Raw genomic sequence first — 16,606 nt, 5'->3', positions numbered from 1 at the left:
TGATTGAAATTAAAATTATAATATATTATCATAAAGGAGTGAGAAATACGATTATAACGGTTAATTTACATATAAGAGATGTAATTAATATAATATAGGGGAGGAAATACAATATGTTAAAGAAAAAAAACATAGCAATGGTTATGGCTGCTGCTACAGTTGCAACTACAGTTGCACCAGCATTCGCTGCTAAACTTGACACAGAAACAGTTACAGATGAAGCTAAATTAATAGCTGAGGTACAAGAAAAATTAAACACTAGATACACAAATTCAAGAGAAGATGGAGAAAATGGTAGAGCTACAGAAGACTTCCAAAACTCTGTTTACAAAATAACTGCAAATGGAACAACTGTAATAGAAAACGTATCTCAATTAAGAACTTTAATAGAAAATAATAAAGTTGATGGTGTTGCTTTAACTTTATCTATAGTAGATAAAGGACATAAAGTTTTATCAAACGGAGATATAGTTGCTACAGAAGAAAATCAACATGTTAAATATACTCCTGCTGAATTAGCTGGTTTAACATTTGCTAATGCTAATATAGCAACAGTAGCTCATGCTACTAGTTCAGCTACTATAACATTAACAAACACTGATGTAGATCCAATAGAATTAACTACAGATGATTATAAATTAGACTTAACTCAACCAGTAGATAAAGACGGAAATAAAGTTTCTGCAGATGCTAACGCTGAAGTTGGTAAAAAAGTTGTTGGATTCAAAACTTTAGAAACTGGTAAAGTTGTAGAAAATGATATACCATCTGAAGAAATAGCTAAATATGAATTCCATGGAAATGGAACTACTACAGAAAAAGATGCTTCTGCATATATAACTGATGGAATATACACTGTAGAAGGTGAAGATTTAGTTAACACTATAGTAAAAGCTCGTAATAATTCAAATACAACTGAATATACTGCAAATGGTAAAACTTATGTAGTAACAATTGATGCAAATACTGTATCAGCTATAGAAGTTGTTAAAGCTGGTGGATACAAGCTTACTGTTAACTTTACAGTTAAAGAAAAGAATGCTGCAAGTAGTGTTAAAGCTACTAATGTTACAATAGTAATAAAATCTAATACTGAAAGAGAATTAAAAGATTTAAGAACTGCATTATTAGGTACTACTGAAGTAACTGCTAACAGTGGAAAATACACTATATTAGCTGGACAAGATAGATTCTCTACAGCTGTAGAAATAAGTAAAGAAGGATACGTTAAATATAACGAATCTGCAACAGCATCAAAAGACAAAGCTGGAGCAGTAGTTTTAGTTGGTGAAGATGCAATAGTTGATGGATTAGCTGCAGCTCCTTTAGCTAAGCAAAAGAAAGCTCCATTATTATTAACTAAGAAAAATTCAATATCAGCTGATACAATGACTGAAATAAAAAGAGTTGTTGACGAAAAAGCAACTATATACTTAGTTGGTGGAACTAACGTTATATCTAAAGACGTTGAAGCTCAATTAATAAAAGAAATGAATGCTAACATAGTAAGATTAGCAGGTGATGATAGATATGCAACATCTACTGAAATAGCTGACGAAATGATGAAAACTGCAGGAACAACAGCTGCAGATGCATTCGTAGTAGGTGGAGATGGTGAAGCAGATGCTATGAGTATAGCTTCAATAGCATCAGCTAAAACTGCAGGAAATGCTGTAGCACCAATAATAGTAACTCCTGCAAAAGGATTAACTAAAGATGCTAAGAACTTCTTCGAAAAACACCATACTACAACTGTAGGTGTTATAGGAGGAACTTCTAAAGTTTCTACTCAAGTACTAAGAGATTTACAAGAAGCTAATGTTACTAGCACTACTAGAACTTCTGGTGATGATAGACATGAAACTAATGCTAACGTTATAAAAAATTATAGCTCAGTTTTATCTACTGGAAATGTTTATGTAGCTAAAGATGGATATGCTGAAGGAAACGGAAAATTAATAGATGCATTATCTGTTGCAGCTTTAGCTGGTAAAAATGCTGCACCTATAGTATTAGCAACTAATGATTTAACAAAAGATCAATCTAATGCTGTATCAGGAATAGTAAAAGCTAACGGAAAATTATCTAAAGTAGGAAACGGTGTTTCTTCAACAGTAATGAGTAAATTAGTTAACTTATTAGGATTAAACAAATAATTTCTAAATTAAATTGTTTAAGTAGAATATAAAAACTCAATAAGCCTTGATTTATCAATTGATAAATCAAGGCTTATTTTTATATCATTCTATTGACAATCATAATATACCACTTTAGTATATTATATTAGAGGAATATATCAACAATAAGGAGGGGCGAAATGAAAATAACAAATAAAATTCTAATTTCGATATCATTAGTAGTAATTGTATCATTTGGATACTGTGCATATCAAGGGAGAGAACAAGTGTCTAAAAGAAAAGAAAATTATAAAATTTATGCACAAATTCAGAAATCTATAAGTACGGGTATAGAGTTAGAAAAATCAATACAAAAGATAGAAACTTTAGAAAAAGAGTATGGAGACAGTTCTGCATTAAAATTTGAAAAAGCTCAAGTATATACGTCACTAGGACAAGTAGATAAAGCTAAAGTAGAACTTGAAAATATGCTAAAGTTAAATTCTAGCTATAATAATAATGTAGGATTTTTAATTACATATGGAGAAAATCTTTATAAAAATAAAGAAAATACTAAAGCAAAAGAAGTTTTAACAAAAGCAGTTGAGTTAGGGATACCAGAACAATATCAAGAAAACGTAAACAAAATATTATCAGATATATGTTAAATATCATATTAGAGGGAGTAAAATATGTTAAACAAATATTACGCAGAAAGTAAGATAGAATTAATAAATAAGATAATTATGTTTATTTCATTATTTATGTTAGGTATTATACCTATAATAATGTATAAACATATAAGTATTAGTTATAGTCCAGTTTTTCTTAACAATTCATATGCAACAGGTGAAAAACTAGATATATTTAATTTCTATAAGACTATGACTTTATATTTAGGAACAGGAGCTATATTTACATTGTTTATGTATAAAGTAGTGGCTCTAAAAGAAGAAATAAAAGTTAATAAATTAAATATAATAGTTCTTATACTAGCAGTGGGGATAATGCTATCTTCGTTATTATCTGAATATAAAGATATAGCTCTATTTGGAAATTTTGATAGATATGAGGGTTCTTTAGCATGGTTTTGCTATTTAACTATATTCTTTGCATTATATAATATGGATATAGAAGAAAAATACTATAAATTTTTCTATTTTATACTATTTCCATTCTTAATTATAAATACAATACTAAGCGTAGTAAAAGTTTTTGGATTTGATGTACTTCAATTAAAATTTGTACAAGCTATGATAGGTGCAAATGGAGCTGCAGGTGGAGAGTTCTTTACGACTTTATATCACTTTAACTTTGGTAGTGCAGCAGGAGCTGTTATCTTTAGTGTAAGTTTTATGTATTTATTATTAGAAGAAGATAAAAAGAGAAAAATACTATTATTAGTAGGAACAGTTCTTTCATTTACTATGACTATTTCACTTATATCATCAGGTGGATTTATAACTATGTTATTAATAACACCTATTATATTAGTATTAGGATTTAGATTTACAGATGATAAAAAAAGTGTATTTAAATGGACGTGTATAATGATAGATATTAATGCAGTGATAAGTATTATATTAATGAAGATTAATTCAAAGGTATATGAAGAATCTTTTGCTATCTTAGTAAAAATGCATAAGATTTCGCCAATTATAATACCGCTAGTTATATTTATATTTGGGAGTCTTTTGATATTTATGAAATTTATAAATGAAAAAAAATTCTTTAATACTGTATCTATAGTAACTGTAGTATTTTTATCTATTTCAATATTTTTGTATTCTCATAATTTAAATAAAGAAAATAAATTAATAGAAGAAAACTCACAGACTTCTATAGTAAGAATGAGAGATAAGGAAATATTTAAAAAAATCAATGAGATGAGTACAGATCGCTTAAATATATGGACAAAAACTATAGATTTAATAAATGATAAGCCGATAGTAGGTCATGGATTTGATACTTTCCCATATGTATTTTTAAGTACAGATAAAGATGGAGGTATAAGTACATATGGAGAGGTTATAGATAAGCCTCATAACTGGTATATAAGTATGGCTTATGGGAGTGGATTAATAGGGCTTATAGGATTAATTGGAGTGATATTCTATCTTATTAGAGGATTTTATTATAATTGCATAGATAAAGAGAATGATAAATACCTTTATGTATTTGCAATAGGAATGATTGCATATGTTATACAAGGTCTGTTTAATGATAGTTTTGTAGGAACATCTATATTATTCTGGACATTCTCAGGATTATGTGCAAATAAGATTATAAGAAAAATAGATTAAATTAAATTATATAAATCGGCATAATCAAATTGTAAATACTTGGATATGTCGATTTTTGTCGTGCGAATATGTTTTTTTCTTATCGCTAATTGTTTAAATATACATAAAAATAATATAAAATATATATATTGAATAAATTACAAAATAAGAAAAATTGTTTTTAAAAAATAATTTTAAAAAAGTAAGGGAAAAAGTATGAAGGTAAGTGTAATAATACCAACTAGAAATTCAAAAGCGTACATAGAAAGTCTTTTAATTAAATTAAATAACCAAACTGTATCTCCTCATGAAATTATAATTATAAATACTAAATCGCAAGACGATATAGAAAATATATGTAAAAAATATAAAAATGTTAAATTTATAGAAATATCACAAAATGAGTTTGATCATGGTGGCACTAGGAATAGAGCTGCAAAAAAGGCTGTAGGAGATATTTTAGTTTTTATGACTCAGGATGCGTATCCTAAAAACAATAAATTTATAGAAGAAATAGTAAGTCCTTTAGGAAAGGAAAATATAGTTTGTTCTTATGGAAGACAGTTGCCAAGAGAGGATTCTGGAGTTGTTGAATCATTTTCGAGAAGTTTTAATTATCCTGATAAAGATATAGTTAAATCTAAAGAAGATATAGATATGTTGGGGGTTAAAACATTTTTCTTCAGTAATGTTTGTTCAGCTTTTATAAAAGATGAATTTTGGAGAATTGGAGGATTTCCTGAGGAAACTATAATGAATGAAGATATGATTATAGCATCAAAATTTATATTTGATAATAAAAAATCATATTATGCGTCTAAAGCTATGGTTATTCATTCTCATAAATATAGTTATATTCAACAATTTAAACGTAATTTTGATATAGGTGTAGTATTTGTTGATAGTAGGGAATATTTTAAGGAAATTAAATCAGAATCTGAGGGAATTAAATTTGTGAAAGAAGCTATTAAATATTTAATTAATAATAAAAAAGCTTATTTAATACCACATTTAATAATAGAAACTGGATTTAGATTTTTAGGATATAAGGTAGGACAGCATTATAAAAAAATACCGTTAAAGTACGTTAAGAGAATGAGTATGCATTCTTTTTATTTTGACAAAAAACAAGTTCGGAGTGATTTAGATGAAGATATTAATAACAGGGGCGAAGGGTCAATTAGGAAAGCAAATTAATAAAGAAATAAGTAAAAATAAACAATGTAAAGTTATAGCAGTTAATAGAAAAGAGCTAGATATAACTGATACAAATAGTGTTAATCAACTTATTTTAGGTAATGAGCCAGATGTAGTTATTAACTGTGCAGCTCATACAGCGGTAGATTTATGTGAAGAAGATATAGACAATGCATATAAAATCAATGCATTAGGAGTTAAAAATTTAGCAATAGCATGTGAAAAAATAGGAGCTAAATTTGTACAAGTATCTACTGACTATGTATTTAATGGAGAAGTAAATATTCAATACAAAGAAGATGAGATTACTTGCCCAAATTCAATATATGGAAAAAGTAAATTATTAGGCGAAAAATTTACTAAAGAGTTTTGCTCAAGATATTTTATAGTCAGAACAGCCTGGCTATATGGAGAAGGAAATAACTTTGTAAGAACCATGATTAATTTATCAAAAACAAATAATGAACTTAATGTTGTAAATGATCAATATGGAAGCCCAACAAGTACTGTAGATTTGGCAAAAGCGATAGTGTCATTAATTTATACAGAGTACTATGGAACGTATCATGCAACTTGTGAAGGAAGTTGTACTTGGTATGATTTTGCTAAAAAGATATTTGAGATAAAAAATATAGATATAAAAGTTAATCCAGTAACTAGTGAAGAGTTTAAAAGACCAGCACCAAGACCTAAATATTCTGTTCTTGATAATTTTATGCTTAAATTAGTTGGACTTAATTCATTTAGAAACTGGGAAGAATCACTAAAAGAATACTTAGAGGGGGAAATGTAACAATGAAAGGTATTATATTAGCAGGAGGATCTGGAACAAGATTATATCCAATAACAAAGGCAGTTTCAAAACAAGCCTTACCTATATATGATAAACCAATGATATATTATCCAATGTCAGTTCTTATGCTAGCAGGAATAAAAGATATATTAATAATATCGACTCCAAGAGATATAACGTTGTTTGAAGAAATGTTTGGAGATGGGTGTCATTTGGGTCTAAATATACAATATGCTATACAAGAAGAACCAAAGGGATTGGCGGAAGCATTTATAATAGGAGAAGAATTTATAGAAAATGATAAAGTAGCTTTAGTATTAGGTGATAACATATTTTATGGATATGGATTCACAGAAAGATTACAAAGAGCAGTACAAAGGGACGAAGCTACAATTTTTGGATATCATGTAGTAGATTCGAGTGAATTTGGAGTTGTTGAGTTTGATAAAGACTTTAATGTTTTATCAATAGAGGAAAAACCTAAAGTACCAAAATCTAATTATGCAGTACCAGGGTTATATTTTTATGGTAATGATGTAATAGAGATTGCTAAAAATGTTAAGCCATCAGATAGAGGAGAACTTGAAATAACAGCTGTTAATAATGAATACTTAAGAAGAGGAAACTTAAAAGTAGAATTGTTTGGAAGAGGTATGGCTTGGTTAGATACAGGAACACATAGAGGTTTATTAGATGCATCTAATTATGTAGAAGCCGTTCAGACAAGACAAGGACTATACATAGCATGTTTAGAAGAAATAGCATATAGACAAGGATATATAAATAAGGAACAATTATTAGAGTTAGCTAAACCTCTTATGAAAACAGACTATGGAAAGTATCTTCAAAAGGTTGCTAAGGAAGTAAATCAAGATGAAGAAGATGTTAAATTGATTAAGGTGGTGTAATATTTGGGAAATTTTAATTTTATAAAAACTAAAATAGAAGATTTATATATAATAGAGCCTAAAGTATTTGGAGATGAAAGAGGATACTTTATGGAAACTTACAATAAAAATGATTTTTTTGAGGCTGGACTTAGAATGGAGTTTGTTCAAGATAACGAATCTAAATCTAAAAAAGGTGTTTTAAGAGGAATGCATTTTCAAACTAAACACACTCAAGGGAAGTTAGTTAGAGTAACTGAAGGTGAAGTTTATGATGTTGCAGTTGATTTAAGGAAAGGATCACCTACTTTTGGTAAGTGGGAAGGGGTTCTTTTAACTTCTGCAAATAAAAGACAATTTTATGTTCCAGAGGGATTTGCACATGGTTTTTTAGTTGTTTCAGATGAAGCAGTATTTAACTACAAATGTACAGATTTTTATGCACCTGAATATGATAGTGGTCTTTTATGGGATGATGAAGATGTTAATATTAAGTGGCCATTAGAAAACATAGAAGAAATAATATTATCGGAAAAAGATAAAAAACAAAGAAAATTAAAGGAATTAGAGATACCTTTTGAATATAGAGGAGAGTAATTTATGAAAAAAATACTAGTGACTGGAGGAGCTGGTTTTATAGGTGGAAACTTTGTTCATTATATGGTAAACAAATATCCAGAATATAAAATAGTAAATCTAGATTTGTTAACATATGCAGGCAATTTAGAAACACTAAAAAATGTAGAAGACAAAGAAAATTATAAGTTTGTTAAAGGTGATATATCAGATAGAGAATTTGTGTTTAAGTTATTTGAAGAAGAAAAATTTGATATAGTTATAAACTTTGCAGCTGAATCTCATGTTGATAGATCAGTTACAGATCCAGGAATATTTGTACAAACAAATGTCTTAGGAACTCAAGTATTACTAGATGCATCTAAAGAATTTAAAGTTAAAAGATATCATCAAGTGTCTACAGATGAAGTATATGGAGATTTACCTATTGATAGAAATGATTTATTCTTTACTGAAGAAACTCCCCTAAACCCAAGTTCTCCATATTCAGCATCTAAGACTAGTGCGGATTTATTAGTACAAGCTTATCATAGAACTTATGGATTACCTACAACAATATCTAGATGTTCTAATAATTATGGACCTTATCATTTTCCAGAAAAGTTAATACCATTAATGATATCAAGGGCATTGAATGATGAAAGTCTTCCGGTGTATGGAAATGGAGAAAATGTAAGAGATTGGTTACATGTTTATGATCATTGTACAGCTATAGATTTAATAATACACAATGGTAAAGTAGGAGATGTTTATAATGTTGGTGGTCATAATGAAAGAACTAATCTAGAAGTGGTTAAGACAATACTTAAATCATTAGATAAGCCAGAAAGTTTAATAACTTATGTAAAAGATAGACCGGGTCACGATTTAAGATATGCTATTGATCCTACTAAGCTAGAAAATGAATTAGGATGGAAGCCTAAGTACAATTTTGATATTGGAATAAAGGAAACAATTCAGTGGTATTTGGATAATAAGAAGTGGTGGCAAAATATAATTTCTGGTGAATATCAAAAGTATTATAAGAATCAATATGATAATAAACAGTCTTAGAATGGAGTAATTAGTATGTCATTAATAAAGGAATTATATAGAAACAAAGGACTGATATTAAATTTAGCTAAAAATGACTTTAAAACTAAGTATGCTGGTTCATATTTAGGTGTATTTTGGGCATTTGTACAACCAGTAATTACAGTTTTAATTTATTGGTTTGTATTTCAAGTTGGATTTAAGTCGGCACCAATAGATGATTTTCCATTTGTATTGTGGTTAGTTACAGGAATAGTACCGTGGTTTTTCTTTTCAGATGCAATATTAAATGCAACAAATAGTTTGATAGAATATAGTTATTTAGTTAAAAAAGTAGTATTTAAAATTAGTATCTTACCTATAGTAAAAATTATATCTGCGTTATTTGTTCATGTATTTTTCATTGGTTTTACAATATTTTTATACTGTTTATATGGGGAAATACCAACAATACATATAATACAAGTTATATATTACTCTTTCTGTGCATTTTTCCTGTCATTAGGAATGTCTTATGCTACAGCATCGATAATACCCTTCTTTAAAGATTTTGGGCAAATAATAAATATATTTCTTCAAATAGGAATGTGGATGACTCCTATAATGTGGAGTTATAATATGATATCACCTAAGTACCAATGGATATTAAAATTAAATCCTATGTATTATATTGCAGAAGGATATAGAGATACATTAATAAATCATATTTGGTTTTGGGAGAGATATAACCAAACTATGTATTTTTGGACGATATCTATTTTAATATTTGGTGTAGGTATTTTTCTATTTAAAAAATTAAAACCACATTTCTCAGATGTGTTATAGAGAGGTGAGTAAATGAGTAATGTAGCTATAAAAATTAATCATGTTAGTAAAATTTACAAATTATATGATAAGCCTATAGATAGGTTAAAAGAGACATTAAGTCTATCAAAAAAAAATTATCATAAAGAGTATTATGCTTTAAATAATATAGCATTTGAGGTTGAAAAGGGAGAAGTTGTTGGTATAATCGGTACAAATGGATCTGGAAAATCTACACTATTAAAAATGATAACATCAGTATTAACACCTACATTAGGGGATATACACGTTAATGGTAAAGTTTCAGCATTATTGGAATTAGGAGCAGGATTTAATCCTGAGTACACAGGTGTAGAAAATATTTATTTAAATGGAACAATGATGGGATATAGTAAAGAGGAAATGGATGCAAAAATAGACTCTATCAAAAATTTTGCAGATATAGGTGACTTTATAACTCAACCAGTAAAAACATATTCTAGTGGTATGTTTGCTAGGCTTGCATTTGCAGTAGCTATAAATGTTGATCCAGACATACTTATAATAGATGAAGCATTGAGTGTAGGAGATATAAGATTTCAACAAAAATGTTATAGGAAGATTGAGGAATTGAAAAAAAATAAAACAGTATTAATAGTAAGTCATGACATTAATACGATTACTAAATTTTGTGATAAGGTTATTTGGATAGAGCAAGGTAATCTTATGGGAATAGGAAATCCTATAGAAATAGGTAAAAAATATCAGGCATATGTAGTAGACTCCAAATTAGAGAAATATTGCAAAAATAAAGATATAAACACAGATGAAAAAATTGAGAAGATTTCATTGAATGAAATTAGAACTGATATTGAACTTTTTGGTGACAAGAAAGCTATAATAACAGGAATTGGTTTATTTGATATGGCATCTAATCAAATGATAGAATCAGTATTACCTAATACTAAAGTAAGACTAGTTATAAGAATTAAATATAATGAAAAAATACTAAATCCAATTGTTGGTTTTACTATAAGTGATAGATTAGGAAATATTATACTACAAAGTAATAGTAACATATTAAACAAGTATATAGACTCAGATAATGAAGTTGATCATTATGCATTTGAATTTATTATGCCAGAGTTAAATGAAGGAACGTATACTATATCACCTGCAATTGCATCAGGAACAATAGATAATCACATACAACATAATTGGGTACATGATGCATATGTTTTTAATATTATTATAAAGAAAATACATAGATTACAAGGAATTCTAAACTTATCAGAAATGGAATTTTCAATATTAGATAAATAGTGATAAGGAGACAAAAAATGGATTTTACAGGAGAAAGATTTATTCCAAATAATGGAGAAAATGAATTAGCTATAGAACATTTTCAAAGATATGAATTTGCGAAAGAGATTACAAAAAATAAGGTAGTACTAGATGCGGCTTGCGGTGAAGGTTATGGAACAAATATATTATCAAAAGAAGCTAGTAAAGTATATGGGATAGATATATCAAAAGAATCTATAGAACATGCTAAGAAAAAATATGAGAGTAAAAATATAGAATTTACTGAAGCGAGTATAGAGAAGTTACCATTTGAAGATAATTCATTTGATGTTATTGTTTCATTTGAAACAATAGAGCATGTAAACATAAACATACAGAAAAAGTTTTTGAGTGAAGTAAAAAGAGTCTTAAAAAAAGATGGAATATTCTTAGTATCAACACCAAACAAAAAAGTATATTCGGATATATTTAAATATAAAAATGAATTTCATGAAAAAGAGTTTTATAAAGAAGAGTATATAAAATTTTTAAAAGAATATTTTAATTATGTTGAATTATACTCACAGTACTTTGAAGTGAGTTCAAATATAGAAAATATAAATAGTAAATTAGCTATTAAGGAAAGTGAATTCTTAGAGGATAATGCTAAATATTTTGTAGCTGTATGTAATGATAAAGGAAAACAACATAATATAAAGTCATCTGTATATGTAGATAAAAATAATAGATATAATCAAGTTATGAATAGAATATTGAATTTACAAGATGAAGTTGAAGAAAAAAATAACCATATATTTAAATTGAACAGTGAATTATCTAATTGTGATAAAGAAATAAAAAGATTAAATACACATATAGAAGAAATTTCATTGTGGGCAAAAGGTCTTGATAGTAATAAAGATAGATATGAAAAAGAAAAAAAGATTATAAAGAACAAACTCAGCTATATAAAGATGAGATAGAAGAATATAAAAAAGAAATAGAAAAGCATAATATATTTTCAGGAAAGGACAGAGAAGAACTTGAAAAAATATATGAATCAAATGGATGGAAAGTGTTAGTTAAGTTGTATAAGATTAGAGATAAGGCATTACCTGAGGGGAGCAAGAGAAAGTTTTTAGCGAGGCTATTAAAAAAAGCAATAAAAAACCCAAAAGTGTATTTTAATAAATTAAATAAAGATAATATAAAAAAGCTAAAATACTATATGAAAAATGAAGATTTAGAACGTATAAATGAGAGGTTAAATAATTTTGATGAAAAGTATATAAAAATAACTGATCAAACAATCAAAATAACAGAAGTAGAAGAAGGAACATACGAAAAAATTATATTTAATAAAAGTGAAAAGCCGTTAGTTTCTATAATAATTCCAGTATATAATCAATGGCATTATACATATAGTTGTCTTAAATCTATTAAGGATAATACTAATGGTATTGATTATGAAATAATAATTGCTGATGATGTATCAAATGATTTAACTAAAGATGTCGAATCATATATTGAAAACATAACTGTGATAAGAAATGAAGTGAATTTAGGATTTCTACTAAATTGTAATAATGCTGCAAAACATGCAAAAGGTAAATATATTCATTTTTTAAATAATGATACAAATGTTCAGCAAGATTGGTTATCTAGTTTAGTTGAATTAATCGAAAAAGACGAAAAAATAGGAATGGTAGGGTCTAAACTTGTTTATTCAAATGGAAAACTACAGGAATCTGGAGGCATAATTTGGAATGATGCAAGTGGTTGGAATTATGGACGTTTAGATGATCCTTTCAAATCAGAATACAATTATGTTAAAGAGGTTGATTATATTTCTGGAGCAAGTATAATGATTAAAAAATCATTATGGCGAGAAATTGGAGGTTTTGATGAAAGATATGTACCTGCATATTTTGAAGATTCAGATTTAGCATTCGAAGTTAGAAAAAGTGGATATAAAGTTATGTATCAACCTAAGTCAATAGTTGTTCATTTTGAAGGAATATCTCATGGTACAGATGAAAATGCAGGAATTAAGAGTTATCAAGTTAAGAATAAAGAGAAATTTATTGAAAAGTGGAAAGATGTATTAAATAAAGAGCATTTTAATAACGCAGAGAATGTATTTTTAGCGAGAGATAAAAGTGGCAAAAAAGAAACTGTAGTAGTAATAGATCACTATGTTCCTCACTATGATAAAGATGCTGGAAGTAGAACAACATATCAATATTTAAATTTATTAATTGATATGGGATTTAATGTGAAATTTATAGGGGATAATTTCTTTAAACATGAACCTTATACAAATACATTACAACAAAATGGAATAGAAGTTTTATATGGAGAACAATACTATAAGAATTGGACTAAGTGGATTAAAGAAAATAGTAAGCATATAGATTATATATTTTTACATAGGCCTCATATTGCTTCAAAATACATTGACTTTATGAAGAAGCATACTAAAGCTAAGATAATATATTATGTGCATGATATACATTACTTAAGAGAGTTAAGAGAGTATGAGTTAACACACAACGAGGAAACATTGAGACTGTCAAATGAGTGGAAAGAAAAAGAGTTAGATATTATGTCAAAATCAGATGCAGTTCTTACTCCAAGTGTGGATGAAAAAGTAATTATAAGTAAAGAGATAGAACCTAATAAGGCATTTGCTACACCGATATTTTATTATAAAAAATTTGAAGAGTTAGATAGAGATTTTAAATCAAGGGAAAATCTTTTATTTGTTGGTGGTTTTGGACATAAACCAAATGAAGATGGAATGTTATGGTTTATTAATGAAATATGGCCGCTAGTAGTTAAGGCTTTGCCGGAAATAAAGCTTACAATAGTTGGTTCTAATCCTACAAAAAAAATAAAGTCATTAGAATGCGATAATATAAATGTCACAGGGTTTGTTTCTGATGAGGAACTTGAAAATTATTATGAAAAATCTAGAATAGGTATAATACCTTTAAGATATGGTGCAGGAGTGAAAGGAAAAACAATAGAAGCTATGTATAATAATATACCAATTGTATCAACTGGTATAGGAATTGAAGGACTAGAAAATATAAATGAGTATATAAAAGGATATGATAATGCTTTAGACTTTGCAAATGAGATAATTAATTTGTATAATGATGAACAAAAAATGATGAATATGTGTTCAAGTTATAATAAATATTTAAAGAAGTATTTTTCACACAAAGGTGCTAAAGAGTTATTTAGCAGTATTTTTACTAAATAGAAAAAGATTATCTGAAAGGAAAATAGCATTATGATAATAAAATCAAGAGCACCGTTAAGATTAGGTCTAGCAGGTGGAGGTACAGATGTTTCTCCATATAGTGATAATTATGGAGGGTATGTACTTAATGTAACCATTGATATGTACGCTTATTGCATAATTGAACCAACAAATGATAATAAAATTGTATTTAATGCTACAGATAGGAATGAAACATTTGAGATTGATTCACAGCCAAAGATAGATGCTACGGGGGACTTACTTTTACATAAGGGAGTTTACAATAAGATTGTTGAAAAATTCAATAGTAAAAAACCACTTTCATTTAAGATGACTACATATTCTGATGCACCTGCAGGATCAGGTTTAGGATCCTCATCAACAATGGTTGTAGCAATAATTAAAGGATTTGTGGAATGGTTAAATTTACCGTTGGGAGAATATGATATAGCAAGTTTAGCTTATGAAATAGAACGAGAAGATTTAAAACTATCTGGAGGAAAACAAGATCAATATGCTGCAACATTTGGAGGATTTAACTTTATGGAATTTTATGAAAATCATAGAGTTATAGTAAACCCTCTTAGAGTCAAAAAATGGATAAAAAATGAATTAGAGAGTTCATTGTTATTATATTATACAGGTACATCAAGAGATTCTGCGAAGATAATAGATGAACAGGTAAGACACACAAAAAACAAAGATGACAAAACCTTAGAAGCAATGCATCTTTTAAAAGAAGGTGCATTAACAATGAAAGAAGCTATATTAAAAGGGAACTTTGAATTACTTACACAGTGTATAAAGGATAGTTGGAAAGCTAAAAAAAATACAGCATCAGTAATTAGTAATCAGAAAATAGAAGAGGCTTATGACTTTATAATTGAACATGGAGGTAAAGCTGCTAAAATATCAGGAGCAGGTGGAGGAGGATTTATGATGATAATAGTAGATTCGACTAAAAAGCATTCTTTATATAGAAATCTTGTTAAAAGAGATGGAAAGGTATTTTCTATAAATATAGTTGAAAATGGAACAGAAGCATGGACAATATATTAAAAGAGGAGTATATGAGTATGAAGGAATACATAAAAAAACAGATTATAAATTCATATGAACCTAAAATGAACATTTTAAGGGATGAAAATTTACTTTACACTATAGAATGTGTTGCTAAGGAAATAATAAAGTCCTATAAAAATGGTAATAAAGTTTTAGTTGTTGGAAATGGAGGTAGTGCAGCTGATTCGCAACATATGGTTGGGGAATTGGTAAGTAAGTTTAACTTTGATAGACCTGGATTACCAGCTATATCTTTAACTACTAACACATCAATTATAACAGCTATAGGTAATGACTATGAATATAATCGAATATTTAGTAGACAAGTTGAGGCTAATGGAAATAATGGAGATATTTTATTTGCAATATCGACATCTGGAAATTCAAAGAGTGTTATAGAGTCAATAAATTCAGCTAATAAAAAAGGAATTACAACTATAGGTTTAGTAGGTGCTAAGAATTGTGATATGGATAATTTATGTGACTTTATAATAAAAGTTCCATCAAATGAAACACCTAGAATACAAGAATCACATATAATGATAGAACATATAATATGTGGTATTGTAGAAAAAGAACTATTTGAGGATAAATAGTATGGAAGCAATAATACTAGCAGGAGGTTTTGGTACAAGACTTAAAGATGTAGTTAGTAACGTACCAAAACCAATGGCGCCAATAAATAATATACCATTTTTAAAATATATACTCGATTATGTTTATAAAAATGGTGTAAATAGAGTTATATTAGCTGTAGGTTATAAACATGACATAATAACGAATTACTTTGGAAACAAGTACAAAGGAATGGATCTGATCTATTCTATAGAGGACAAACCATTATTTACAGGTGGAGCTATAAAAAAAGCTTTAAATGTTTGTAAAAATAAGAATGTATTAGTTGTAAATGGTGATACATACTTAGATGTTAGATTAGAGGACATGATGAAGTTTCATGATATTAATAATGGAGATATAACGGTAGCCATTAAACATATGGAAAATTTTAATCGATATGGAACTGTAGAATTGAGTAATATAAAGATTATACAGTTTAATGAAAAGCAACAAAGAGAAAGTGGTTTTATAAATGGAGGAATATATATATTAAATAAATCACTATTTAATAATATAAGAGAAAATAAATTCTCTTTTGAAAAAGATATTATGGAAAAACTTATTTTAGATTTAAATATATTAGGATTTATAACTAAAGGTTACTTTATAGACATAGGTATACCAAGTGATTATTATAAAGCACAAAATGATTTTAAGTATTATACTGAAAAGTAATTAAAAAACTTACTTAGAAAATTCAATTAGAA

General features: G+C 27.7%; 15 protein-coding genes. All 15 read left to right on the top strand.

Going from position 1 to position 16,606, the window contains the following annotated elements; all coding sequences use genetic code 11:
- Positions 1-113 precede the first annotated feature (113 nt).
- The 15 genes from CHF27_RS09050 (at position 114) to CHF27_RS08980 (ending at position 16,574) form a co-directional block, all read left to right on the top strand.
- Positions 114-2,156 (top strand): cell wall-binding repeat-containing protein, encoded by a 2,043-nt coding sequence (locus CHF27_RS09050; protein WP_115976086.1) that lies wholly within the window; start codon positions 114-116, stop codon positions 2,154-2,156.
- A 161-nt stretch (positions 2,157-2,317) separates the two neighbouring features.
- Positions 2,318-2,785, top strand: a complete 468-nt coding sequence (locus CHF27_RS09045) for a tetratricopeptide repeat protein (protein WP_095406853.1) — start codon at positions 2,318-2,320, stop codon at positions 2,783-2,785.
- 24 nt (positions 2,786-2,809) lie between these two features.
- Complete coding sequence (locus CHF27_RS09040) at positions 2,810-4,420, top strand: O-antigen ligase family protein (RefSeq protein WP_095406852.1); 1,611 nt, start codon at positions 2,810-2,812, stop codon at positions 4,418-4,420.
- A 195-nt stretch (positions 4,421-4,615) separates the two neighbouring features.
- Entirely contained in the window at positions 4,616-5,596 is a 981-nt protein-coding gene (locus CHF27_RS09035; protein WP_095406851.1) for a glycosyltransferase family 2 protein, read from the top strand.
- On the top strand, positions 5,547-6,389 hold the full coding sequence (gene rfbD / locus CHF27_RS09030; RefSeq protein ID WP_095406850.1) for a dTDP-4-dehydrorhamnose reductase: 843 nt from the start codon (positions 5,547-5,549) through the stop codon (positions 6,387-6,389). Before CHF27_RS09035 ends, rfbD begins: the two co-directional genes overlap by 50 nt.
- A gap of 2 nt (positions 6,390-6,391) precedes the next feature.
- Positions 6,392-7,297 carry a glucose-1-phosphate thymidylyltransferase RfbA gene (gene rfbA / locus CHF27_RS09025; RefSeq protein ID WP_095406849.1) on the top strand — a complete coding sequence of 302 codons (906 nt, stop codon included), beginning with the start codon at positions 6,392-6,394 and terminating at the stop codon, positions 7,295-7,297.
- 3 nt (positions 7,298-7,300) lie between these two features.
- Positions 7,301-7,873 (top strand): dTDP-4-dehydrorhamnose 3,5-epimerase, encoded by a 573-nt coding sequence (rfbC, locus tag CHF27_RS09020; protein WP_095406848.1) that lies wholly within the window; start codon positions 7,301-7,303, stop codon positions 7,871-7,873.
- A 3-nt stretch (positions 7,874-7,876) separates the two neighbouring features.
- Positions 7,877-8,905, top strand: coding sequence for a dTDP-glucose 4,6-dehydratase (gene rfbB, locus CHF27_RS09015; protein WP_095406847.1), 1,029 nt, complete (start codon positions 7,877-7,879; stop codon positions 8,903-8,905).
- 15 nt (positions 8,906-8,920) lie between these two features.
- Positions 8,921-9,709: an ABC transporter permease gene (locus CHF27_RS09010; RefSeq protein ID WP_095406846.1), complete on the top strand. Its 789-nt coding sequence runs from the start codon at positions 8,921-8,923 to the stop codon at positions 9,707-9,709.
- Between the two features lie 12 nt (positions 9,710-9,721).
- The gene (locus CHF27_RS09005; RefSeq protein ID WP_095406845.1) at positions 9,722-10,990 is read left to right on the top strand and encodes an ABC transporter ATP-binding protein; all 1,269 of its coding nucleotides are present in this window, start codon (positions 9,722-9,724) and stop codon (positions 10,988-10,990) included.
- Positions 10,991-11,007: 17 nt separating this feature from the next.
- A complete protein-coding gene (locus CHF27_RS09000) occupies positions 11,008-11,934 on the top strand; it encodes a class I SAM-dependent methyltransferase (RefSeq protein ID WP_095406844.1) in 927 nt (308 codons plus the stop codon).
- Positions 11,935-12,026: 92 nt separating this feature from the next.
- Complete coding sequence (locus tag CHF27_RS08995) at positions 12,027-14,219, top strand: glycosyltransferase (protein WP_095406843.1); 2,193 nt, start codon at positions 12,027-12,029, stop codon at positions 14,217-14,219.
- A 30-nt stretch (positions 14,220-14,249) separates the two neighbouring features.
- Positions 14,250-15,278: a GHMP family kinase ATP-binding protein gene (locus tag CHF27_RS08990; RefSeq protein ID WP_095406842.1), complete on the top strand. Its 1,029-nt coding sequence runs from the start codon at positions 14,250-14,252 to the stop codon at positions 15,276-15,278.
- A gap of 17 nt (positions 15,279-15,295) precedes the next feature.
- Positions 15,296-15,877 (top strand): D-sedoheptulose-7-phosphate isomerase, encoded by a 582-nt coding sequence (locus tag CHF27_RS08985; RefSeq protein WP_095406854.1) that lies wholly within the window; start codon positions 15,296-15,298, stop codon positions 15,875-15,877.
- A gap of 1 nt (position 15,878) precedes the next feature.
- Positions 15,879-16,574 carry a nucleotidyltransferase family protein gene (locus CHF27_RS08980; RefSeq protein WP_095406841.1) on the top strand — a complete coding sequence of 232 codons (696 nt, stop codon included), beginning with the start codon at positions 15,879-15,881 and terminating at the stop codon, positions 16,572-16,574.
- Positions 16,575-16,606 lie beyond the last annotated feature (32 nt).

It is taken from the genome of Romboutsia maritimum, assembly GCF_002251085.2.
Lineage (GTDB): Bacteria > Bacillota > Clostridia > Peptostreptococcales > Peptostreptococcaceae > Romboutsia_B > Romboutsia_B maritimum.
The sequence above is the reverse complement of the archived record's forward strand: the minus strand, read 5'-3'. Positions and strand labels throughout refer to the sequence as shown.

Bases quoted from the DNA above. Each gene is read 5' to 3' on its own strand.
- CHF27_RS09040 (WP_095406852.1), top strand. From the start codon at position 2,810: ATGTTAAACAAATATTACGCAGAAAGTAAGATAGAATTAATAAATAAG.
- rfbA (WP_095406849.1), top strand. From the start codon at position 6,392: ATGAAAGGTATTATATTAGCAGGAGGATCTGGAACAAGATTATATCCA.
- rfbB (WP_095406847.1), top strand. From the start codon at position 7,877: ATGAAAAAAATACTAGTGACTGGAGGAGCTGGTTTTATAGGTGGAAAC.
- CHF27_RS09035 (WP_095406851.1), top strand. From the start codon at position 4,616: ATGAAGGTAAGTGTAATAATACCAACTAGAAATTCAAAAGCGTACATA.
- CHF27_RS09010 (WP_095406846.1), top strand. From the start codon at position 8,921: ATGTCATTAATAAAGGAATTATATAGAAACAAAGGACTGATATTAAAT.
- CHF27_RS09000 (WP_095406844.1), top strand. From the start codon at position 11,008: ATGGATTTTACAGGAGAAAGATTTATTCCAAATAATGGAGAAAATGAA.
- CHF27_RS09005 (WP_095406845.1), top strand. From the start codon at position 9,722: ATGAGTAATGTAGCTATAAAAATTAATCATGTTAGTAAAATTTACAAA.
- rfbD (WP_095406850.1), top strand. From the start codon at position 5,547: ATGAAGATATTAATAACAGGGGCGAAGGGTCAATTAGGAAAGCAAATT.
- CHF27_RS09050 (WP_115976086.1), top strand. From the start codon at position 114: ATGTTAAAGAAAAAAAACATAGCAATGGTTATGGCTGCTGCTACAGTT.
- CHF27_RS09045 (WP_095406853.1), top strand. From the start codon at position 2,318: ATGAAAATAACAAATAAAATTCTAATTTCGATATCATTAGTAGTAATT.
- CHF27_RS08980 (WP_095406841.1), top strand. From the start codon at position 15,879: ATGGAAGCAATAATACTAGCAGGAGGTTTTGGTACAAGACTTAAAGAT.
- CHF27_RS08985 (WP_095406854.1), top strand. From the start codon at position 15,296: ATGAAGGAATACATAAAAAAACAGATTATAAATTCATATGAACCTAAA.
- CHF27_RS08990 (WP_095406842.1), top strand. From the start codon at position 14,250: ATGATAATAAAATCAAGAGCACCGTTAAGATTAGGTCTAGCAGGTGGA.